Genomic DNA, 21,095 nt, shown 5'->3' on the forward strand with positions numbered 1-21,095 from the left:
TGAGCCCTATTCGTCTCCGATGTCGTTAGATCTGGCGGCGCTTCCAGCAGCCCCGCCCCCTATGGCTATTGGCGTCAAAGAGTTGAACTGAACGAAGCGCGGGGAAACTTCGCGGATGGCGCGTGCGGCATCCGGAGCTACTGTCTTAATATAGTTTGGATCTTGAAAATAGGCGCGGATAGCCTCCGCCCAATACTCTTCGTCTATTTCCTTACCTTTGTACCCGCGATCGGCGGGGCCATAGGCACGCTCGCCCTTCCCTCGCGGCTTCCCGCGGTTCAACTCGTGATAAACGTCCTTGAGTTGATTGAGCGCCTTGGGCTTCAGGTCCGTTCCGGACAACTCGCGAATTCCGAGGAACCATTTGTCGATGGCATGCCCAAGTTCATGGGCAATAATGCGATAACGATCAGCCTCGCTTACGTTACGATCATAATAGATGGACCTAATAGAGCCTCCCTCTCCTCGCTCGTTGACATACGCCCCAACTCCCTTTCCAGGCACACTACTTTTCGCAACGCCTTGAGCTGCCTTGCCTGTTGCTGCCTCTGCAAGGGCGTCAAGCCCCGGGCCGCCCATCGGGACATCTGGGCCGTTGACGGTTTGCCGTCCGACGATGGGGAGGTCTGGCCTAAGGGGCTTTCCATCGATGTTGACGAGGAGGCGTCCGGCTTCATCTGCGAGAGGCTCCGTCTTCGCGTAGTCCGTCGCGAAACTGCGGACGTCGCGCGGGAGCGGGTCGTGCATGCCCGCAGACCTCACATTAGACATTTCAGCAATATTTGCAATGGTTTGTGGCATCTTGACGGACGTCGTTGGCGCCGCCAGAGCCAGCTCCTCCAGCGGCTGCCCCGCCGGCTGGGTACCCCGCTGCGCGTCTAGTGCCTCGATTGTCTGTGACATCGGTCGCGCCGACCGCGACAGGCCGGCTAGCGCGCCAAGGCCGCCGCCGACAGCGCCGCCGACGCCGGCGCCGATCACAGCGCTCGTGGCGCGCTCGCTAGGACCTCCTTGGCCGCTCAGAAAGCCGCCGATGCCGCCGAGGATGGCGCCCAGCCGAAGCCCTTCGCCGGCGGTGCGCGCCGTGCCCATCGGGATCGCGGCACCGCCGCCCATTGCCGTACCGTAATACGTCCATGGGCTATCGTTCGCCGCGATGGCGTTCTTCAGGCGCTCCGACTGGATGGTCTGGTCGTACCGCTGCCCCGCATCGGTGCCGACCAACCCCGGAGCAGCGGCCTCCATCCCGAGCCTGATCGCTCCAGCCCCCATATCGACCGGATTGGGTAGCGGGCTCGGCCACATCTGGCCGTTGGGGCCGGGCAGCCCACGGCCAGCGGCTGCTTCGAGTGCACGCATCTCGTCGATGCCGCCCATGCTCACACCCTGCGGCAAACCGCGCGATGCCGCATAGAGCCGGTCCGTGCCCATATTGGCAGCCGGCGCCATGTCGAAGCGGCGCGGATCGAACTGACCCAATGCCGCGATGGTCTGCGGCTGCTGTGCCATCCCTGCCGTGGTCAGGAGATTATTGATCGAGGCCATGGATCTTTCATCCTCGTCCTTGAGGGCGGCTTGGGGCGATGCGGGCCCTGTCGCATTCCTGGTCATTGGATCGGCTGTATGCAGGGATGGGCGGAGACCACAGCCTAGGCGCATGAGGCCCCCAAACGCGCTTCCAACCGGGGCTGGTCCACGCAGGGGCTCGGCCCCTCTATTCGTAGGTGTCTTGCAGCCGCGCCGGCGCTCCGACGCGGGCCAGCTCCATCTCGTGCCGTAGCTCCTGCGGCGCGAGCGCGGCCTCTGTCATCGTCCTCCGCGCCTGCGCTTGCTTCAGCTCCGCGGCGGCGGCATCGCTGCGGGCCTTGGCGATCGTCGCCGCTTGGTCGACCCACGATGGGCCCTGCGGCGCCGCCTGTGCCGGCTGCGCCTCGGGCTGCATGGCCTTTGCCGCCTGCGCCCGCTTCAGCTCCGCGCCCGCCCGCCGCTCCTCGACCTGGGCCGCAGCCCCGGCCAGCTGGATCTGCCGGCGCACTACGAGCCGCCGGAGAACCCGGGCGAGTTGCATTGATGCCGGGGACATGAGCCCCTCCGCCTCCGGCTACTGCCCCTGCTCATCTCTGAGCAGACCGGCAATGGAGCCTGGTGGCGCAGATGAGTTGAACTGGATGTAATTGGCGTTCTGACGGATGATTTTCGCCACGTCCGGGGCGACCGTCTTCATGAAATTGGGGTCAGCGTTATAGGCGCGGATCGCCTCGGCCCAATACTCGTCCTGGATATCCGTACCCCGGTATCCAGCATCCGCTGGGCCAAACGCCCGCTCGCCCTTAGCGCGAGGCGCGCCCTTGTTGAGCTCGTGGTAGATGTCCTTGAGCTGGCCCTCGACCTTCTTTGGATGATCCCAGGCGCCGATACCGCGGCCGGTCGAGCCCTTGTCGCTCATGTGGGCAATCTCGTGCCCTACAACCATTTCCTTGGTCTGCCCCGCTAGCTGTTTATCGTAGTATATGGACCTAACAGGGCCGTCCTTTCCTCGGGTGTGGACATACGCCCCAGCTCCCTTTCCAGGGACGCTACTTTTCGCAACGCCCTGAGGTTTTGAGCCAATTGCTGCCTCTGCAAGGGCGTCAAACCCGGCTGGGTCGAACGGTACGTCCACGCCGCCGACGGTCTGCCTTCCAACGATTGGCTTGCTGAAGTCGAAGTGCTTGCCGTCAATGTTTCGCAGGAGACGTCCGGTTTCGTCGGCGACATCGGTGCCCACCTCCTTATAATCCTGCGAGAAATCCCGCACCGGCCTCGGTGTCGGATTATAAATCGAGCTCGAACGCGATGCCAGCACATTCGGTGCCGTTTCACCAAGCGCGGCAATGGTTTGAGGCATTTCAACTGGCCTGCTTGGCGCAGCCTTCGCCAGTTGCTCCAGCGTCTGCGCAACGGGGCGCGCATCCCGCCCGGCGCCACCCAGGGCCTCGATCGTTTGTGCCGTCCGCGCCACCTGGCCGCCCACGCGCAGCCCATTAATAGCTCCAGCGCTGGGGATGTAGTCGAGGATGTGCGGCCAAGCCAGGAATCTCTCACCATCCGGCGCTCTCGCGATGGGAAAGACGTTTGGGCGCTCGACGACCGGGACTTTCTCGCCATTGTCGCGGTACCGCGGCCAGCCGGCATCGTCGACCACCACATCTCCCGGCAGCTGCATGCCGAGCACCTGCTCCTGCAACGTCGGCTCGAGGATGTAGGGCGTGCGGTTGCTGACCGGCTTGGTGTTGTCGACCGATCGGCCGATGGGCGATGTGTATTGCGTTGGCAACTGGCCGTTGGCGCGCCGCGCCGCTGCCAACATCTCATCAAGCGGATCGAGGGTCGAGCCCGTCAGGTTGGCGATGGTTTGCGGAGCCTGGGCGGACGCTGCCACGAATGAAACTCCCGACATAAGTCAGCGCCGCGCCGAGCCCATGGACTCACGGTTGCGGCCGTGTTTCGATTGCCCGTCCATGGGGAGGGCTGGGGATGGCCTACAATCTGTTCATCGCATACGACCTGATGTCACCAGGTCAGAACTACGACGCTGTCAGAGACGCCATAAAGTCGCTCGGTGTGTGGTACCAGTTTCAGTACTCGCTATTTACGTTCACACCCAGCATACCCCAGTCGAGGCGTTCCACCTTGTTCAAGCGACGCTCGATCGGAACGACCGCCTCGCTGTGATCAACTGCGCGGAAGCGCTTGGCGCCATCGTCACGAACTGGGATCACCCGCCCCTCGATGCGATAAACTCCATCTGGGTCTCTGCTTAGAGCAAAGCGGTCGGGGCCATTGCCGATTTGAGCGAAGGATCTCTCGACCCGAGCCGACGACTTCGGGAACGGAAATGCCATGGTGCTCTCCTGTCTCGGCCCCGCCTCTCGGCATCCGGCCCGGCTGTGGTATGGTCCGCGCCCGCAAGGGGGTCTGATGATGCGGTACGTCGTGGTTGCGTTGGCAAGCTGCTTGGGTGCGTGTGTACGGGCAGAGCCGCCCCCGCCTCCACCCCCGCCGCACCTGCGCAGCCAGCGCGCACTGGTCCCTCGCCGATCGAGACAGCAACCCAACTCTGGATCAACTGCGTAAAGGCCGAGGCAGCTAAGGCACGCAGCAGAGGCGCTGACGGGAGCACGTCAGCAAACATTGCCTATGCCCAATGCCAATCAGAAGAAGCCCTGATGCTGAGCATGCTTGACGACCAACGAAGTGCGGTCATGTATCTCTCAGCCGTAAAGATCAGATTCAAGCAAAAGCTCATCAACGAGGCCGGCGGCCGTTGATGCGTCGTATGGCGTGGGCGATTCTTCCCCCGCTATGGCTGGCTCCTGCTATCGTCTCCGCCATAACTTGGGACGGAACGGCCCAAGCCGCTAAGGATCTGCTCCGGGCTTATCGCCGCGCCAAGCTTGTCGCCGATCGTCGCAGAGAGGTTGCGCGTCGACCGGCTGAGTGATGCAACCGTCGCCGCCGTCGGTGCACGGACCCAGGCCTCATACGCTCGCGCCCATTTCGCCGCGCTAGAAGCCGTAGCCGGCGCCGACAGAATCTTCGCCAACCCGTAGGTTCCGAAGACGCTCGCCAGCGTCGTGGTGGGAGCAGTCATCATGCCGGCGGCCGCCGCCAGTAGGCGACCGGATCGTGCGGTGCCGGAGCTGTTGTTGAAGCGCCGCTCCACCTCTGCGACGCGGCGCGACACCGTCACCAGATCGTCGATCGATTGCCGCACCGTCGCATCGGGGAAGAGAAGTTGCTTCGCCCCGGGCTGAATCTGCTCCTACCGGCTGACCAGATAGGGAGCGGAGAAATCGCCCTTGTTATTCTGCCACATCCTCTGGAGCATGGCGCCGCCAAGGTTCTTCATGGCGTCGGGTCCGAGCATGTTGCTCATGTGGGCGAGGCTGCCGAGGTCGCCCTTGTTCTGAGCCCACGCAGCCAGGGTGCCGGCGATCTGCTCATCGCTCTTCCCGAGCAGGGACAAGCTTTCACGGTTCGCGGCGGCGAGGCGCTTTTCTGCGGCACCGGTCGCGCTCCTGACGGCTGCATCGCCGATCTGTCCCACCTGCCCGGCGCGCTCATCCGCGCGAATAACGCGCTGGATCGCGGCTTCGACCATCGGCACGCGGTCGCCGAATAGAGCGGCTCGGCCCTGTGGGCTCAGCTGCCCCCAGTTGCGCGCCAGCGAGCTCACATTGAACGCGCCATCGGGCCCCTGTGCCAACCGGTCGAATGCCTGTCGCGCCACCTGTCCCATGACATCGGGCGGCAACTCGCGCTGGAACAGCGACAACCGCTGCATGTTGCCGCCGCTGCGGTCGCTCGCAGCCCCGATGAGGCGGTCAACAAGCCCTTCGCGGCTGCCCTGGCCGGCCTGCCGAAGGATGTTGTTGGTCTCGGCGAGCCGGCCAAACTGCGTCTCGGCCCGATCGAGCAGGGCTCGCGCCGACGCCGGGTTAGGCGACGACTGCTCTGCTGCCTGCTGCATGGCCCGTGTCAGAGCCCCATAGCCCGCCGTAAGGTCACGGGCGCCGAAGCCCTGTGACTGCTCGAAATCGATCCTTTCGGCAAGCGTGGTGCGAGCTCGCTGGAGACCATTGAAGGTCGCGCCCTGCGGGTTGGTGGCGAGATTGAGCGCGGCACGCAGATCGTTCGGCAAGCCGCCGGATCCCGACGCCGTCCGCTCCTGCACAATGCGCGACAGCGTCGGCGCCAGTTGGTCGAACACGTCAACAGGCTGATCAGCGTTGATCACGCGCCTCAGATCCGTGTATCCGGCCTCCTGCGCCTGCCGGTTCTGCGCGATCCTCGCTTGCAGAGACGCAGCCACATCATCGCCAACAGCAGTGCGCGTGGTCGGCGCACCTGGCGCCAGCGTGTCAAGCCCCCCTCTTGCGGCATTCAGCTCGCCACCCGCGTCCGACGCGGCGCGGGCTGCCCAGCTCTGCGCAGCCTGCACCTCGGCGTCACGCAGCGCCTGGTTGCCGCTGACGACGTCGTCCAAGCCCTGCCGCACGACCGCACCGGCTTCGTTTAGCGCCGGTGCGGCTGATCCCGGCGCGCGACCGGCGGCTTCTGTAGCGGTGCGCTGGGCTGCCCCTTCGACACCCTTGAAAAACTGATCTGCCGCATTCTCGATCGCCGGGCCGCCGAGCGGAGATGCCCGCAGCGCCTGCGTGGTCGACTGGACGGCTCGATTGTCGCTCGCGATACCGCGCGGGATGTCAACGCCAAGGCGATCTGCCGCCTCAACAACAGAGTTAGCGGCGGGCCCCGCAGCAGGTGCCGAAGGCATCATCGCACCAAGGCCGCCGCCGACGGCGCCGCCAACACCAGCCCCGATTACGGCGCTCGTGGCGCGCTCAGAGGGGCTGCCCTGCCCGCTCAGAAAACCGCCGATGCCCCCCGATGATAGCACCCTGCCGCAGGCCCTGGCCGGCCGTCCGGGCCGTGCCCATCGGAACCGCCGCACCACCGCCCATTGCCGAGCCGTAATACGTCCACGGGCTGTCGCTCGCCGCGATGGCGTCCTTCAGGCGCTCCGAGCCAATCGTCCGATCGTAGCGCTGTCCGGCTTCCGTCCCGACGATCGAGGGCGCGGCGGCCTCCATCCCGAGCCTGATCGCTCCAGCCCCCATATCGACCGGATTGGGTAGCGGGCTCGGCCACATCTGGCCGTTGGGGCCGGGCAGCCCACGGCCAGCGGCTGCTTCGAGTGCACGCATCTCGTCGATGCCGCCCATGCTCACACCCTGCGGCAAACCGCGCGATGCCGCATAGAGCCGGTCCGTGCCCATATTGGCAGCCGGCGCCATGTCGAAGCGGCGCGGATCGAACTGACCCAATGCCGCGATGGTCTGCGGCTGCTGTGCCATCCCTGCCGTGGTCAGGAGATTATTGATCGAGGCCATGGATCTTTCATCCTCGTCCTTGAGGGCGGCTTGGGGCGATGCGGGCCCTGTCGCATTCCTGGTCATTGGATCGGCTGTATGCAGGGATGGGCGGAGACCACAGCCTAGGCGCATGAGGCCCCCAAACGCGCTTCCAACCGGGGCTGGTCCACGCAGGGGCTCGGCCCCTCTATTCGTAGGTGTCTTGCAGCCGCGCCGGCGCTCCGACGCGGGCCAGCTCCATCTCGTGCCGTAGCTCCTGCGGCGCGAGCGCGGCCTCTGTCATCGTCCTCCGCGCCTGCGCTTGCTTCAGCTCCGCGGCGGCGGCATCGCTGCGGGCCTTGGCGATCGTCGCCGCTTGGTCGACCCACGATGGGCCCTGCGGCGCCGCCTGTGCCGGCTGCGCCTCGGGCTGCATGGCCTTTGCCGCCTGCGCCCGCTTCAGCTCCGCGCCCGCCCGCCGCTCCTCGACCTGGGCCGCGGCCCCGGCCAGCTGGATCTGCTGCGCCTGCTCCGCTGCCGGCGCCGGCTGCTGGGCCTGCTGGAGCAGCCCCAGCAGCTTCTTCTTCAAGCTGTCGGGCAACGGCAGCAGCTCGATCATGATCTGCGGCGGGATTTGCTGGCCTTGCGCCGCCGCGGCCTGGAGCACATCGAGCGCATCGGCCTGCATGTTCACCGCATCGGGGCCCTCGTCGATGATGATGTCCACATCGAGGGCGCCGAGGCTGTTGACGATCTGCATCTGTCCCGTCAGCGGGTCGACCTGCCGGCCGTTGATCTGCACCTGCTGCATCAGGCCGTCGTCGTCGGTGACGCGGATCCAGCGCTCGGCCGTCCAGTGCTGCCGGATGGCATTCCATAGCGCCCGGTAGACGCGGATCTTCCAGCCGCGGTAGGCGATGATGAACGGCCCGAGCTCGGCCATCCCGGCCTGCTGCAGCAGGGCGATGGCGCGGCCGGATCTCGCCTCCACCCCCTGCCCCACCAGCGCCGGGTTGGGGCCGAAGTTCTCCAGCTCGGTCCTGGCGCGCTCCTGCATCTCCAGCTGGCCGCGCATGTCCGCCATCGTCTTGGCGTCGTCGAACTCCACCGGGCCGACGCCCGGGTTGTATTCGATGACGCCGTCCGGCCGCACGCTCTCGCGGCGGGCCAGCTCGATGTCGTCGAAGGCCCCGCGCGGCGCCTTGATGCGGCGCATGTTGAGCAGGTGCAGGGCCTTGGAGTTGCGATGGTTGATCTCGTCCACCAGCGACTTCATGTGGCGGAAGAAGCCGTAGCGGTCACCGTCCTGGTCGACGAAGGCGCTCCACATGATGAAGCGGCAGATGTCCCGGCCCTTCTCGTCCTGCAGGAACGAACGGCCTTCGGAGAGCTTCAGGTTGCCGGTATAGAAGCAGTAGAGCCAGCGTCCACCGCCGCGCCTATACCAATGCTCGACGATACGGACTTGGCGCTCTCGGGTATTCACCCATTTGGTCTCGCGCTCGGACTCGATGGTGAGCTCCGATCCGGACGCGGCGGAGAGCGCCCGAAGCGCCTCCTCGTGCTCGGGAAACAGCTCGGCCGCCTCCCCCACGTCCATCCATTTCGACACGCCCATATAGCGCGCATCGGAGAAATCGTGGCGGAACGAGCGCGGGTCGTAGAAGAAGGTCTCGGGGTCGACCACCTCGATCTCGATATCGAAATCGCCGGGAACGCCGCTATCGCCCTCGACGAGACTGAGCTCGAGGCCGCCGATGCCGTCGACGGCGCCGTTATAGGAGATGAGGGGTGAGCGCGCGGGCCATTCCTGTTCGTCGAGCGCGTAGCGCAGCGCCGCCGTGCTCAGCTCTGCGCCCTGGTCGTGCTTGGGCGTGCGCGGATAGGCCTTCGGGTCCTGGCGCAGGCGCTCGACCAGGCCGACGAAGCCATTGATCTTGCGGGCGAAGGCCGGCGTCGTGGTCGGCGGCTGCTTGCGCTTCTTCAGCTCCTTCAGCTGCTCGGCGCTCCACTGCGAGCCATGGTAGTAGAGCCGGGCTTGGCGTTGTTCCTTGGTCTCGCCGGTCTTCAGCCCAAGGTAGTCCTGGAACTGCGTGCGCAGGCGCTCCAGCGGCGCGGCATCGTCTTGCAGCGCGCGGTCATCGGGCCGCGGCGCTCCGGCCGCGTCCGTGGGGGAAACCTCTGCTGCGTTCATCAGACAATTCCGATATCGGTGGATCCGGTGGACGGCCGCGGCCCGTAGCCCGGGTCCGACCGCTTCGTCGCGTCGCGTTTGGCCGGCGGCCCATTCGTCATTTGGTCGAGCAGTTGCCCGACGAGGCCGAGCGCATCGACCTGATCGTCGTTGACGCCGGCCGGGAAGCGCAGGCACTCGCCGATCAGCTCCGCCCGCCAGGGCGCCGCTGCATCGATGAACAGCCCGTCCATCGCCATGCGGCCGCGGATCGATTGGGCCCTCACCGCCTTGTCGCCGCGCGTCGGGAACTGCTGGCGGTAGCAGTACGCTTTCCGCTCGCGGGCGCGCTGCTCGAGGAATGGCCCGACGCCGGCCTTGATCTGGCCGGTCTCCTCCGCCCAGGCCATGGGCTTCCACTTGAGCACGAGATCACACCAGGCCTCGACCCACTCGTCCGACGCCGCCTGGCGCCGCCAGACGTCGAGCAGATGCATGCGGCCGGCGGCGTCGAGCCCGACGACCAGGTGTACCGTGTAGTCGCCGCCGCCCGCCGTCACGGCGTAGTCGGATGCGCCGTAGACGCGCATCTCGGCCCTCGACGGCGGCACCATGGTGCGGAACATGTCGCGCTTGAAGAAGGCGCCCTCGTCGGGCGTCGGCTGCTGCTGGTAGAGCGCCGACCACAGCCGCGGCTCGCGCTTGGCATCGGTCCGCATCTCGCTGGTAAACCACTCGGGCCACAGCGGCGCGCCGACGGGCCGGCCGAGGGGATCGCCCGCAAGCGCCTCCATGGCCAGCGAGAGCACCCGCCAGCGGCCGCCCTCCTCCGCCACGATGCGGCCGGCGAGATCGTCCTCGTGCCAGCGCGTCTGTATCAGCACGACCGCCGCGCCGGGCTTGAGGCGGGTGGTCAGGTCGAACCTGTACCAGTCCCACTGGGCGTCGCGAACGGCGCGGCTATCGGCATCCTCATGCGAGCGGATGGGATCGTCGATGATGGCGAGGTCGGCCCGCCGGCCGGTAATGGCGCCGCCGACGCCGGCTGCATAGTACTCACCGCCCGCCGTGGTCTCCCAGCGGCCGGCGGCCTTGTTGTCGCGCGCCACGCCATAGCCCAGCAGCGGGGCATGCCGCACCACCAGATTGCGCACCTTGCGCCCCCAGCGTTCGGCAAGCTCGGCTGTGTGCGAGCCGACGATGACGGCGCGTGCTGGATCGTGGGCGAGGTACCACGGCGGGAATAGCACGCTGGCGTAGGTGCTCTTGGCCGATCCGGGCGGCAGGAACAGCGCCAACCGATCGATCTCGCCGCGGGCGATCCGCTCCAGTTCGCCGATGATCAGCCGGTGATGCAGCGCCGGTGCGAAGCCGCAGGCGCGGCACCACTCGGTCAGCGAGCCCCTGGCCCGGCGCCGAGACAGCAGTTCTGTTGCCGCCGCCGCGGGCGACAGGGGTGAATTCATCGTCGCTCGTTTCTTGTGGCGCGGCGCCCGCCTCAGGTCCCGTGACCTGCGCCCGTGGCTTCGCGCGACATGGCCCGGGCGACGAAGCCCTGCCACGTTGGGGTTGGTGCCGGTGGGAGGCCCGGCATGTCAGCATCGGCTACCACCTTCGAGGCAGCCAATCCGCTGCCGATGATCTCCTCCGAGGTACCAAACAAAGCCCAGGTCATACCCCCATTTCGGGAGAAGGCGAGATCCTATCCGGCAGCTATATTGCTTCGAAGAATTCTAATCCTCGATGTCCGGCAACACTGCCTGAGCTTGAATGAATTTTGCAGGACGTATGCGACCTGAGATAGGTCACGATACGTCATCGGCGAACACACGTTGCTTGTGCGCAAGGGTCGCGTGACCCAGCCCGGGCGAAATCTTTCACGAAATCTTCCAACCAAGTCTACCCGGCAAGCAGCGAGGGGGTTCGTCTGCTTGCGTTGTCACCACGTTCAGGGGGTACGAGATGGCTACATTCAGCAGCGACTATATCGCGCGCGTCACCCTGAACGGTGACGGCACCTTTCACGTGACGAACGCCAACTTCGCGCGCGGCTATTCATCGACCGACGGCGATAGCAGCAGCAATACGTTCGCGGCGAGTGACAGCATCGACGCCACGGCGCTCAGCATGGGCCCGAGCTTCGACAATATGACGTATGTCGGGCACACCGCCGACGGCTTTGTTGCCCACGCGAGCAACGGCCAGTATTTCTACTTCTCCAACAGCCAGGCGTCGGGGGATTTTCCAGTCCAAAGCGATCCGTTCGTGGTCTGCTTCCTGGCGGGCACTCTGGTTGCCACGCCGATCGGCGATCGGCGAGTCGAGGACCTCGTCGCCGGCGACCTGGTGCTGACCGCAGGCGGCGAGACCCGGCCGGTGCGCTGGATCGGCCGGCAGACCATCGCCGCGCTGTTCGCCGAGCCTCTGCGCAGCTACCCCGTCCGCATCGCCGCCGGCGCGCTGGACGAAGCCGTGCCGACCCGCGACCTCTACCTTTCGCCCGATCACGCGCTGCTGGTCGACGGCGTCCTGGTGCAGGCCGCCGCCCTCGTCAACGGCACCAGTATCACGCGCGTGAGCGCGCCCGACGCCCACTTCGCCTACTACCATATCGAGCTTGAGGACCATGCCCTGGTGCTCGCCGAGGGCGCCGTGGCAGAAACCTTCGTCGACAACGTCACCCGGCGGAGGTTCGACAACTATGCCGAGTACGCGGCCTTGTTCGGCGAGCACGAGGCTCACATCGACGAGATGGAGTTGCCGCGCGTGAAATCGGCGCGTCAGCTGTCCCGCGCCATCCGCGAGCGCCTCGCGGTCCGCGCCGCGGCACTAGAGCATGATACCAAAAAGTGGGCACCGGTTTTTGGACAAGATCATGCTCAAAATAAAGACTTAGCGCGGGATGATGATTCGAAGATAAATCATCCCGCTCTGGGCTTCGTCGCAGAACAAGCAGCGTAGGCGCCGCGCCGTTCAGCGACGAGGCCCAGACGACGGAGCCTGACGACCTGCGGCTCGCCTGCGCGGTCGCAAAAGCGACAGGTATGCCCGTCAGTCCGGGATCTCCTTCGCCGTCGCAGGCGGAGTAGCATTGTCGGAGCCGCCACGGGCGATGAGCGCAAGCTCCTCGTCGCTCAGCGACTTCGGATCGACCGGAGCCCCGGCGTCGCGCTTTTCGACGCGGACCCCGGCGAGCACCCCCTTCTCCTTGATGGCGGCGATCGCATCAGCGAAGCGGCCCGCCTCGAGCGCCAGGCGGCGCACGTGTTCGGCCTCTGCAATCAGAGTATCGACGGTGACTGGGGCGGACATGTCGGGTGCGGCTGCTGTGTCCGCGCTGGTGGCCGCCCCGTCCTTGATCTCGGCGACGCGCCGCGCGACGGTGGCGTCACCGACGAGGCATGCGCCGCGCTTGGCCGCCATGGTCTCGTCACGAGTCTTGTAGCCCGCTTCGGAGTAAGCCTCGGCGGCGTTCCGTCCCCGAGCCAGCGCCTGAGCGAAGCCCTCATGACGGCGATTCGGGAGTGGGGGCATGATGGCGCAGCGGGATCCAGTCAGCGGGCGGTCATGGCATCGTCGTGGCGCCGAGGGACTGCGTGCAGCCCCGGCCTCCACATGAACGGGGGCCGGCACCGGGAGATGGCAGCCCCTTCGTTCAACACCTCAACAGTCGCGAGCGGCCGGGCCCGCGACCCGATCGAGCTTACCTGCTGGGGATGTTGGGGTTGCAACGCCCGTCGGCGATCTTGAAGTTGATAGGATCGCACGGCTGGGTGTCGCCGGGGCAGATCCGCTCGCAAACTTGGCCGTTGGGGTAGACCCGCTGATAGCTGTCGTAAGACCACGTCGGCTGCTGTGCGCGCCACGCGACCGACTGCGCCATGACAGCCGAGGTGGACAAGGCAAGGGCCAGAGCAGCGGCCGTGGTTCCGAAAATGCGCATGGGACTCTCCTCCTCTATGCCATGAGATGGGGCCGACAAGAGCATATTCCAGAGGCGCACGCTTCGGCGTGAGACGATGGCCGCACGAGCGCCGGCGGCATGGCTCACGCTTGCCTCCGCCGCCGCCTCAGGCGTCAGAATCAAAACGCCCGGCGACATTCAGTCCCGGGCGCAAATCTTCATCGTGGTTAGAATACGCAGATTCGGTCCGGACTGTCAAGGGCCTCGCAAGACCGCCCGCCATCGAATGTCACCCGCAGCCGCTGCGACACCTGAGCCGCGGATGAGGCCCTGTTCGGAGGGCGCGACGGCCGCATCGGGAACTGGAGCCGCCGGGCGCCAAGTCGGCCGGCCAGCTGTCGCGCGCGAGCGAAGGGCGATGCGGGCGGCGACCGGCTTTTCGGTGGAGCCGGCTGCGCAACTCCCGAGCTGTGGCAAAAAACGACGAGGCAGAGGCCCGACCGGCCTCGTCACCGATGGTGGGGCTTGTGCTTTACCAACCGGGCGCGGAGCCACCCGCGCGGGGTCCGCTTACGTCGAACCGTCAGCCGTATTCTAAACCTAGGAACAAGCTGACGACGGCCGGGTTGAGACAAGCGCATGGCCGTGTTGCACCGGCACGAGCGCGGGGAACCCAACATGACCATCTACCGCACCAACGGCCCAAGCTTGACCGAGCCAGCAAGCGACACACCAAACAACATCGAACCGCAGGCGGCCAACCTCGCGCTCTGCCACGCGGCCCTCATGCAGATTGCCAACGGGGTCTATGACCCCGTGCTGGTCGCGCGGCAGGCGCTGTCAGCCGTCGAGAAACGCCAGCCGGCACTGAGTCCAGGCTCTTCGCAAACAAGCGACCTTACCGCCCTTTGACGACGCGAGCGACCTCAGAACGGCCACGCGCCGCCCAAGATCCAAGGCCGCACGGTTGCCCGATCATCCGTCCAGATTGCGCAGCATGAAGGCATCATGCCCCGTATGGGCGATCAGCTTGTAGCCCTTGTCGATAAGATACTTGATCTGCGGCAACGACGGCGCCTGTCCCACGTCCGCAATGCACTCGAGCAGGATGAGGGTCGGGGCGTGCCGCTCGAAGTCCAACGACCGCAACACGTTCAGCTCGTGGCCCTCGGTATCGATGGACATGAAATCGATCTCTCTGTCAGACAGAGGGCTATCGGCAATGACGGCCGACAAGGGGCGCGATCGGACAGTAACTTCTCGCACGAAATGATCGGACATCCTTCGCTTCCGGTTCGCGTCGAAGCAATTGAGCTGCGGGTTGCGAAAGATATAAAACGGCAGGTCGGCTTCCCGATCGCTGATGGCAACAGTATCGAAGTAATCTCGGGGCCGCTTTGCCGTGAATTCGTCTGCCGCGTCCGGATTGGCGTCCACGCAAACCCCGTTCCATCCCCGCTCGTAAAAGTAATATGTATTTGATACACGAACCGGATAACAAGCGCCGACATCGACGTAAGTACCCTTATAGTCCTTTTCTTGAGGAATCCTGCGATGCTTCCTAAGGAGATATTCGGTCAAAACGTCCTGGCCGGTCTGCGCATAGGACACGCGCTGCATTCTGCACCTCCTCTCTATGGCCTTCTTGCTGAGATTTGTAACAATAACGCATCGATCAAGCCGAATGCAACTCTTCGTTGGCTATTGACGATGGTTAAACGACTAGCTTGTACTCGGCCGCTCGCGGCGCTCGGCTGCCGCCGGCTGCATGCGACGGTGGGCCGAGAGTCTCCGCAGCGCGGCTGATCGCGAGACCGGCAGGGGAGCCGCGACCGGCAGAGCTGGAGGTGGCCGCCGGCGCCCGATCGCGCTCCGCGCCTTACCGCGCGGCCCATGCCCAGCTATGGAGCGCGGCGGCGGGCCCGGCTGCACAACCCCAGGCGCTGGCGACGACCACGAAATTCGCTTCGCAACGCATCAAAACGATTGTGCATCGCAGCGTTGGCGGTACACTTGATCTTGGGGCCTGCGAACGTCCGTTACGCGGGTACCCTGTCGATCCGCTCCCAGGTTGGGAGCAGACTTTGCGAGGGGGGCTCGTACGCCGGGCGGCGAGCCAGCAAAGCAACGGGGGAACCGATGAGCGACAAGGCAGCCGAATTCGTGGAGACTTGGATCTCCGATAATGTTCACCCACTGTTCCACGAGCCCCGGCCCGGCACGCCGGACACGCAGCGGCTCGTATCCGCGTGCCTGGCCGAGGCCGAGGCAGGCGGCCTGTCCAGGAAGACGATTGAGGCGACGTTCGGTGACCTTGCGACGCGCATGTCAGGCGCGCTGGAACTGATGAGCGGGAAGTAGCCGCCACGCCAGCCAGCGCTCAGGTCGCGGGGGGCCAGACCCAGGATCTCTCCGTCTCGCCCCATCACGTCACGGCGGCCGAAAGCGCGATCGGGCGGGCCGGCGCGCTGGTCAACGGCGCCGCCATCTCCCGTCTTGCCTAGCCGAACTGCGCTTCACTTGTCGCCCCATCGAGTTCGAGCATCACGCGCTGACGCTGGCCGTGGGCGCGCCGTCGCCGGCTGGCTGCCCAGCATGACCGCCGACGTCGTGAGCCCCTTACTCTGTTGCCGTCGCCTTGCGCACCGGCACGGCCAGGCGCCCCTCCTCCGCCTTGTAGAAGAACTGACTTGCAACAAGCCAACCCTTCAATGGCCGCAGCGGCGGGATACAGGTGAGTAGCAGCACGGGCAGGCTGGTCACGAGGTGCACCCACAGCGGTGGCTCGTATTGCGTCTCGATCCAGAGCGCGAACACGACCGAAGGAATGCAGGCGAACATCATGACGAAGAATGCAGGGCCGTCGGCCGGGTCGGCGAACCCGTAGTCCAGGCCGCAGACCTCACATTTGTCGCGCAGCTTCAGGAACCCGCGGAACAGACGCCCCTCTCCACACCGCGGACACCGCCCGCGCAAACCCGTCCGGAGTGGGGACAGGACGGGCCAATCTGCCTGAAAAGCGGATCTTGCCACCTGCATCGATGCCTCCTGCAAGGCTCACCTTGCGCACGTTCCATTCAAGCTAACGACATTGCACCATATCGTATGGATGAATGAATGGATCAATGTGGGCCTCTGACGCACCGGCGCACATGCAGTCAATTGCCTGCGCGGCCGCTTCCGAAGCGGCCGGTGGACCCGGCGAGTTTGGGGCGCCGGCATCGTCCTGGCGATGATGTCAGCTTTCTCCTGCGCGAGATCAGCCGGCGGCTGCCAGCGTCAGTGCGGCCGCGAGCGCCCTGCCTGGTCCCGCAGGAGAAAGGCTGCTTCCGTGCGGTTCCTTGCCTTGAGCTTGCGCAGCACGGTTCTCACGTGTCCTCTGACGGAGCTCTCGGTGAGACCGAGCTCATGAGCGATGGCCTTGTTCGGCCGTCCCTTGCTGAGGGCGCTCGCGACGGCGAGCTCTCGCGGAGACAGCAGCTCGGCCAAGTCTTGGGCGCGCGAGCGACCGCGGCCATCCGGCGCCATAGCCGAGAGCACGCTGGTCGGGACGAAGGTTCCGCCGGCTCGCAGGATGGCCAGGACCTTGACCATCACTTGCGGGAGCATGGCGGCGGACAGGAAGGCACATGCCCCGCTCGTCAGAGCGAAGGCAGCCAAATCAGCGCTTTCATAGTCGGATATGACCGCGACCGGCGGATGGTTGGGCCGCTCCAGGACCTGCCGCAGCCAGCCACTGAGCACGACGTCCGCGGCCGGCTGGGTGGGCGGCGCGAGCATGCATAGAATGACCAGTGAGGTCCTGGACGCATCTGCGCTTCGGGCCCACGCATCGACCCCGTCGAAGGCCAGAAAGTCGTGATCCGGTTCCAGCGCACGCAGCGAGGCCAGGACACATTCGCGAATGAGGGGCCGGCCTTCGATGAGAACCGTGCACGGCCGTCCGAGAATCGCCGGACGCGCTCCGCTATTCTCCACGGCTGGCCCTGTTTGCACGCCATGGTCGCCGTCCGAAGCTTCAGTCACTACCCCTACCCTCGCGACGGCAGCCTCCGATCGGCGCGTGCCCAAGCTGTCCCAGCGAAAGCCTCCTGGCCACACGCAAGTACGCACATGTACATTTCCGATCGATCCGGACATTGCGCCAGATCAATTGCGCCCGTGCGTGGCTAACGATATCTGCCGGCAGAAGTGTTAGCGGCGCCTGATGCAGCCGTGCGACCGGATGCTCTCTGCGGAGCAGGAGCCTATGACCTGCTATGGTGGCGCCGAAAACGGCGACCAGCATAGCAATGCCAACTTCGACCAGTACAGCGTCCGGCCAGCGACCGTCTGGACAAGAACAACGCCGGCTTCGTCGCCTACGGCGGCGGCGACGACATCTGTAGCAGGCTGATACCCGCTACATGGACGCCTTGGGCGGCGACGGCGATGACTGGATCCTGCCCGACGGCTATGTCGCTGTTTCCTGCCTCTGCGGTGAGGTCGGCAACGACATGATCAACGGCTGCGGCAGCGACTACATCAAAGAGGGCGCCCAGAGCGCCGACGCGCCGCGCAGCAATGCCGGCAGCGACGACCTGCTGCCTACGACTTCCGCAACAGCTCCTGGCGCATCCGGTTCAGCGGTGTGAGCGCCGCGCGGGTGAGCGACCAGATCCACTTCTGCGGCTCGAGCGCGTCCTGATCGGGTGGACCCGATCAGCTCAGGCCGTCTCTGCACGCTGGCCCCCGGCAGTTAGCCCACGGCCCGTTCGGCAAGACCGTCATCCGCCTCACGTATCCGGATGGCGACTTCCGTCCGGTTCCTGGCGTTGAGCTTCCGCATGATGTGCTTGACGTGCACCTTGACCGTGCCCTCCGACATGGCCAGCTCATGGGCGATCAGCTTGTTCGAGAGCCCTCGGCTCATGGCCTTCGCCACCGCGAGCTGGCGCGGGGAGAGAAGCTGGGTCGCCTCGGAGGAACTGGCGGCCGTGTCGCCGTTGCCGGTCGCCGGCGCCGCGACGAGCGTGCTCGCCGGGATGAAGGTTCCGCCTGAGCGTACGAGCTCCAGCACCTTGGCGGCGATCTCGAGGCCCATGCTGGCCGTGGGCAGGAAGGCACGCGCTCCGCCGTTAATGACGTGGGCGATCAGCTCTGCATCTTCGCAATCCGACATGACGGCGACCGGCGGAGACCCCGGCCGCTCCACCACTTGGCGCAGCCGCTCGCTGAAGACCGCATCCGCGGTCGCCGATCGCGCCGACGTCCACAGGATCAGCAGCGATGTCCTCGCGGCGTCGGCGCTCCGCACCCATTCGGCCACACTCTCGAAGGCGACGAACTCGCGCTCCGGTTCATTGGCCCGAAGTGAGGCCAGCACGCACTCGCGAAAAAAAGTCCGATCCTCGATCAGAGCCGTGCACGTTCCCGGCGGATTGGCATCGTTAGTCAAGCCGAGCGTCGAGAGGCGCGCTCTGAAAAAAGTGGCCATCCAGCAACACTCAAAACGATTAAAAGTTCACCCCAGTGTATATTATACTCAACAAAAATCACAACTCAAATCACATTTTGCGTTACTCGATTCGACAATCCATGAGGACAACACGGGTGTGGTCGTAGGCAGCAGCACGCCCGCCTTCAACACGAAACAATGGACATAAGGCGACGGACCTAGTTTTCCACGCGTTATTTTGCCGCGCCAACAATCGGCCGTCGGTCGGGAAGAACGCCTCGCGTCTGCCGGCGGGCCGTGTCGTTCGGCCCTCGTCCTGCACCGCGCCTCGCCCGGCAGGCGCGCCACAAGCAGCGTCACAGCTGTCGCCCCGTCGGACACCAATGCCCGCATAGGCCGGCAACCGCGGTCACGTCGGTGTGCGGGCGAAGGTCGGTCGCCCCGCGCCTGCAGCCGATACGGCAGCTAGAGCCGCAGCATCCGCTCCTCGAGCCTTGCCTTCAGCACCTGCGGCAAGCCGCCATCCCGGCCGCTAGCGGCGATAATGACATCGTGGGTTGCGATGCATCGCCCGTCCTGGAAGGCAGCCGCGCCCATCTCGAACGAGCTGTTGCCGATTCGGCTGACACCGATACCGATCCTCACCAGCGGTCCGTAGCGGCCCTCGTGCAGATAGGCGATCTGGACCGCGGCGACCATGATCCGCTGCTGTCCGAGCTCCGGCAGCCGCTCGCCGTCCGGGCCGTTGAGTAGGTCGGCGTTGAACCGCACCCGCGCCTCCTCGAAGAACCGCGCATAGGCAACGTTGTTCAGGTGGCGGTTGGCGTCCATGTCGCCGAAACGCGTGCTGATTTCGACGGCGTGGGGGTAGATCGCCGGGTCGAGGCGGGCAGGATCGGGCTTCTTCATGCCCCGCTCTTATCGCCGATCGCGATCGTTCGCTACCGAAAGCCAGGCATGACCGGACTGAGCTGTTCCGACGAGGCCGCAACCCCGCGGCAGCGCTGGTCCGAGGGAGCCCGCCTCGGCCGGCCGCGCCGCGGCTTCGGCATGCCCCAATTCGAAGATAGGGTCGCAAGGCCGCCCGATCAGCGGGCGTGACGGGGCCGGCTCAGCCGTGGCGGCCGCTCTGGCCGGCGGTGATGTCCGTGTTCATGACGAGGCGGTCTTCATCGGCACCGCCGCACAGGGCGCCCACGCCGACGCAGCCATACGGCAGGTTGCCGCCGGGATGGGCATGGAGCGGCCCGAGATGCGTACCACCGCGGGGCGCCGCAGAAGCGAATTGCCCGAGCCCCACTAGAGCATTTCTCTGCCATTAGACGGGCCCATCCAATGGCAGAGAAATGCCCCTAAACTTTTGAATCTGGAGCGCTTCTCTTGTGATTGGGTGATTCCACCCAATCACAAAGCGCTCTAGCCGCGCCGCAGGCTGCCCGGCGCCTCGCCGGCGAGAGCGACCGGCCGGAGCGGCGTCACGATGGCCGACACATCGTCCGCGGCGCAGACGACATCGATCTCGGCGTGCCAGCTCTCGCGAAGCACGATCATGAAACCCTGCGGCACGTGACCGATGCTCGCTTCCGTGTCGCCTTCCAGATACGCCAAGGCGTCCGCGCGAGAGAGACGCGCGACGCCTTCACGCCCGCATCTGGGGCATTTCAGCACGATTCTTGAATTGCTGCGCACCGTCATCCGGATGCGCCGGCGTTCATCCGCATCGCCGCCTCCCCTGAAACGTGGTTTGTGGAATTTGCGCGGGAATTAGATCCAGCGAAACCTGCATTGTGAAGTAATAATTCAGCACCTTCGATAAGGCATAGCCGCACAACAGTTATTTAATATCGCCAAAAAGACGTAGTGGGACAGCACCGTTACCTCTGCGGATGCAGTCGGCTCGCCTCGTCACCGAGCCTGTCGGGGCGGCAAGCGACGGCTTGACCGCCGGTGCGGGGCAGCGGCTACCCGGCACTATCCGACCGCGCGACGCGAGCGTAGCGGGTCACGTAGGCCGGCGCCGACACAGCGGAGGACAGCTTCGGGTCCGGGATCGGCGGACGGCTTTCGACCGTGAAGGGCAGCTCGCCGGCCCAGCATGGCCAAGCGAGATCCTCCTCGTCGTCGAGCGGCGGCCCGCTGCGGACTTTGGCGGAGGCCTCCGCGACGTCGACCTTGAGGACGCTCGTCGCCCGCATCTCCGGCTCGGTCGGCCCGCGCACCTCTGCCCAGCGTCCCGGGATGATGTGATCGGACATGATCTCCAGGGCCCGCAGCTTCTCCTCGCCCTCGACCAGGTCCGCCTGACCGAGGATGACGACCGACCGGTAGTTCATGGAATGATTGAAGGCCGAGCGAGCGAGCACCAGGCCGTCGAGCAGGGTCACGGTCACGCACACCGGCACGGCGCGACTCAGGTGGCGCAGCGTGCGGCTGGCTGCCGAGCCGTGAATGTAGAGCCGCTTTCCATCCCGTCCGAAGCTCGTCGGAATGACGTAGGGCTGTCCGTCTGCGACGAAGCCGAGATGGCAGAGGAAGGTCTCGTCGAGGATCGCCGCCACCGTCTCGTAGTCGTAGAAGCCCCGCTGCGGTCTGCGTCGAACGGTGACTCTGTCCGTCCTCAGCTCGCCATCCCTCTTGTACGTGCTGCGGTCCATGGTTCACCATTCGCGGATCAAGGCGCGCCGT

The 21,095-nt window shown here is 65.6% G+C and carries 23 protein-coding genes; 4 read left to right on the forward strand and 19 right to left on the reverse strand.

Annotated elements, in window-relative coordinates:
• Nucleotides 1-6: 6 nt before the first annotated feature.
• The 9 genes from ACZ5PO_RS32130 to ACZ5PO_RS32170 form a co-directional block, all read right to left on the reverse strand.
• Nucleotides 7-1,545, reverse strand: coding sequence for a hypothetical protein (locus ACZ5PO_RS32130; protein WP_464186605.1), 1,539 nt, complete (start codon nucleotides 1,543-1,545; stop codon nucleotides 7-9).
• A 169-nt stretch (nucleotides 1,546-1,714) separates the two neighbouring features.
• Complete coding sequence (locus ACZ5PO_RS32135; RefSeq protein WP_464186607.1) at nucleotides 1,715-2,083, reverse strand: hypothetical protein; 369 nt, start codon at nucleotides 2,081-2,083, stop codon at nucleotides 1,715-1,717.
• Nucleotides 2,084-2,101: 18 nt separating this feature from the next.
• Nucleotides 2,102-3,421, reverse strand: coding sequence for a hypothetical protein (locus tag ACZ5PO_RS32140; RefSeq protein WP_464186608.1), 1,320 nt, complete (start codon nucleotides 3,419-3,421; stop codon nucleotides 2,102-2,104).
• A 196-nt stretch (nucleotides 3,422-3,617) separates the two neighbouring features.
• Nucleotides 3,618-3,884, reverse strand: a complete 267-nt coding sequence (locus tag ACZ5PO_RS32145; RefSeq protein WP_464186609.1) for a hypothetical protein — start codon at nucleotides 3,882-3,884, stop codon at nucleotides 3,618-3,620.
• 458 nt (nucleotides 3,885-4,342) lie between these two features.
• The gene (locus ACZ5PO_RS32150) at nucleotides 4,343-4,756 is read right to left on the reverse strand and encodes a hypothetical protein (protein WP_464186610.1); all 414 of its coding nucleotides are present in this window, start codon (nucleotides 4,754-4,756) and stop codon (nucleotides 4,343-4,345) included.
• A gap of 48 nt (nucleotides 4,757-4,804) precedes the next feature.
• Nucleotides 4,805-6,322: a hypothetical protein gene (locus ACZ5PO_RS32155; protein ID WP_464186612.1), complete on the reverse strand. Its 1,518-nt coding sequence runs from the start codon at nucleotides 6,320-6,322 to the stop codon at nucleotides 4,805-4,807.
• Nucleotides 6,323-6,386: 64 nt separating this feature from the next.
• On the reverse strand, nucleotides 6,387-6,935 hold the full coding sequence (locus ACZ5PO_RS32160; protein ID WP_464186614.1) for a hypothetical protein: 549 nt from the start codon (nucleotides 6,933-6,935) through the stop codon (nucleotides 6,387-6,389).
• A gap of 169 nt (nucleotides 6,936-7,104) precedes the next feature.
• Complete coding sequence (locus ACZ5PO_RS32165) at nucleotides 7,105-9,090, reverse strand: portal protein (protein ID WP_464186616.1); 1,986 nt, start codon at nucleotides 9,088-9,090, stop codon at nucleotides 7,105-7,107.
• Nucleotides 9,090-10,535: a terminase large subunit domain-containing protein gene (locus ACZ5PO_RS32170; RefSeq protein WP_464186618.1), complete on the reverse strand. Its 1,446-nt coding sequence runs from the start codon at nucleotides 10,533-10,535 to the stop codon at nucleotides 9,090-9,092. The genes ACZ5PO_RS32165 and ACZ5PO_RS32170 overlap by 1 nt, the downstream gene beginning before the upstream one ends.
• A gap of 496 nt (nucleotides 10,536-11,031) precedes the next feature.
• Between ACZ5PO_RS32170 and ACZ5PO_RS32175 the strand changes: the two genes are divergently transcribed.
• Nucleotides 11,032-12,030, forward strand: a complete 999-nt coding sequence (locus ACZ5PO_RS32175; RefSeq protein WP_464186619.1) for a Hint domain-containing protein — start codon at nucleotides 11,032-11,034, stop codon at nucleotides 12,028-12,030.
• Nucleotides 12,031-12,120: 90 nt separating this feature from the next.
• Here ACZ5PO_RS32175 and ACZ5PO_RS32180 read toward each other — a convergent pair whose 3' ends face one another.
• The gene (locus ACZ5PO_RS32180) at nucleotides 12,121-12,492 is read right to left on the reverse strand and encodes a hypothetical protein (RefSeq protein ID WP_464186621.1); all 372 of its coding nucleotides are present in this window, start codon (nucleotides 12,490-12,492) and stop codon (nucleotides 12,121-12,123) included.
• 280 nt (nucleotides 12,493-12,772) lie between these two features.
• Nucleotides 12,773-13,012 carry a hypothetical protein gene (locus ACZ5PO_RS32185; protein ID WP_464186623.1) on the reverse strand — a complete coding sequence of 80 codons (240 nt, stop codon included), beginning with the start codon at nucleotides 13,010-13,012 and terminating at the stop codon, nucleotides 12,773-12,775.
• A 639-nt stretch (nucleotides 13,013-13,651) separates the two neighbouring features.
• Between ACZ5PO_RS32185 and ACZ5PO_RS32190 the strand changes: the two genes are divergently transcribed.
• On the forward strand, nucleotides 13,652-13,885 hold the full coding sequence (locus tag ACZ5PO_RS32190) for a hypothetical protein (protein ID WP_464186625.1): 234 nt from the start codon (nucleotides 13,652-13,654) through the stop codon (nucleotides 13,883-13,885).
• Nucleotides 13,886-13,948: 63 nt separating this feature from the next.
• Here the strand turns inward: ACZ5PO_RS32190 and ACZ5PO_RS32195 are convergent, their stop codons facing one another.
• Nucleotides 13,949-14,593, reverse strand: coding sequence for an FkbM family methyltransferase (locus tag ACZ5PO_RS32195; protein ID WP_464186626.1), 645 nt, complete (start codon nucleotides 14,591-14,593; stop codon nucleotides 13,949-13,951).
• 519 nt (nucleotides 14,594-15,112) lie between these two features.
• On the opposite strand from ACZ5PO_RS32195, the gene ACZ5PO_RS32200 reads away from it, so the two are divergent.
• A complete protein-coding gene (locus tag ACZ5PO_RS32200; RefSeq protein ID WP_464186627.1) occupies nucleotides 15,113-15,334 on the forward strand; it encodes a hypothetical protein in 222 nt (73 codons plus the stop codon).
• Between the two features lie 258 nt (nucleotides 15,335-15,592).
• Here ACZ5PO_RS32200 and ACZ5PO_RS32205 read toward each other — a convergent pair whose 3' ends face one another.
• Together ACZ5PO_RS32205 and ACZ5PO_RS32210 are read right to left on the reverse strand one after the other, a co-directional pair.
• Nucleotides 15,593-16,012, reverse strand: a complete 420-nt coding sequence (locus ACZ5PO_RS32205) for a DUF983 domain-containing protein (protein ID WP_464186629.1) — start codon at nucleotides 16,010-16,012, stop codon at nucleotides 15,593-15,595.
• Nucleotides 16,013-16,252: 240 nt separating this feature from the next.
• On the reverse strand, nucleotides 16,253-17,044 hold the full coding sequence (locus tag ACZ5PO_RS32210) for a LuxR C-terminal-related transcriptional regulator (RefSeq protein ID WP_464186631.1): 792 nt from the start codon (nucleotides 17,042-17,044) through the stop codon (nucleotides 16,253-16,255).
• 335 nt (nucleotides 17,045-17,379) lie between these two features.
• On the opposite strand from ACZ5PO_RS32210, the gene ACZ5PO_RS32215 reads away from it, so the two are divergent.
• On the forward strand, nucleotides 17,380-17,607 hold the full coding sequence (locus ACZ5PO_RS32215; protein ID WP_464186633.1) for a hypothetical protein: 228 nt from the start codon (nucleotides 17,380-17,382) through the stop codon (nucleotides 17,605-17,607).
• A 104-nt stretch (nucleotides 17,608-17,711) separates the two neighbouring features.
• Here ACZ5PO_RS32215 and ACZ5PO_RS32220 read toward each other — a convergent pair whose 3' ends face one another.
• The 5 genes from ACZ5PO_RS32220 to ACZ5PO_RS32240 form a co-directional block, all read right to left on the reverse strand.
• Nucleotides 17,712-18,338, reverse strand: a complete 627-nt coding sequence (locus ACZ5PO_RS32220) for a response regulator transcription factor (protein ID WP_464186635.1) — start codon at nucleotides 18,336-18,338, stop codon at nucleotides 17,712-17,714.
• A 537-nt stretch (nucleotides 18,339-18,875) separates the two neighbouring features.
• On the reverse strand, nucleotides 18,876-19,319 hold the full coding sequence (locus ACZ5PO_RS32225; protein ID WP_464186637.1) for an acyl-CoA thioesterase: 444 nt from the start codon (nucleotides 19,317-19,319) through the stop codon (nucleotides 18,876-18,878).
• Between the two features lie 202 nt (nucleotides 19,320-19,521).
• Nucleotides 19,522-19,710, reverse strand: a complete 189-nt coding sequence (locus tag ACZ5PO_RS32230; protein WP_464186639.1) for a hypothetical protein — start codon at nucleotides 19,708-19,710, stop codon at nucleotides 19,522-19,524.
• Nucleotides 19,711-19,826: 116 nt separating this feature from the next.
• The gene (locus tag ACZ5PO_RS32235; protein WP_464186640.1) at nucleotides 19,827-20,105 is read right to left on the reverse strand and encodes a hypothetical protein; all 279 of its coding nucleotides are present in this window, start codon (nucleotides 20,103-20,105) and stop codon (nucleotides 19,827-19,829) included.
• A gap of 266 nt (nucleotides 20,106-20,371) precedes the next feature.
• Nucleotides 20,372-21,064 carry a pyridoxamine 5'-phosphate oxidase family protein gene (locus tag ACZ5PO_RS32240; protein WP_464186641.1) on the reverse strand — a complete coding sequence of 231 codons (693 nt, stop codon included), beginning with the start codon at nucleotides 21,062-21,064 and terminating at the stop codon, nucleotides 20,372-20,374.
• Between the last annotated feature and the right edge of the window lie 31 nt (nucleotides 21,065-21,095).

The organism is Chelatococcus sp. KU-N122, from assembly GCF_055391085.1.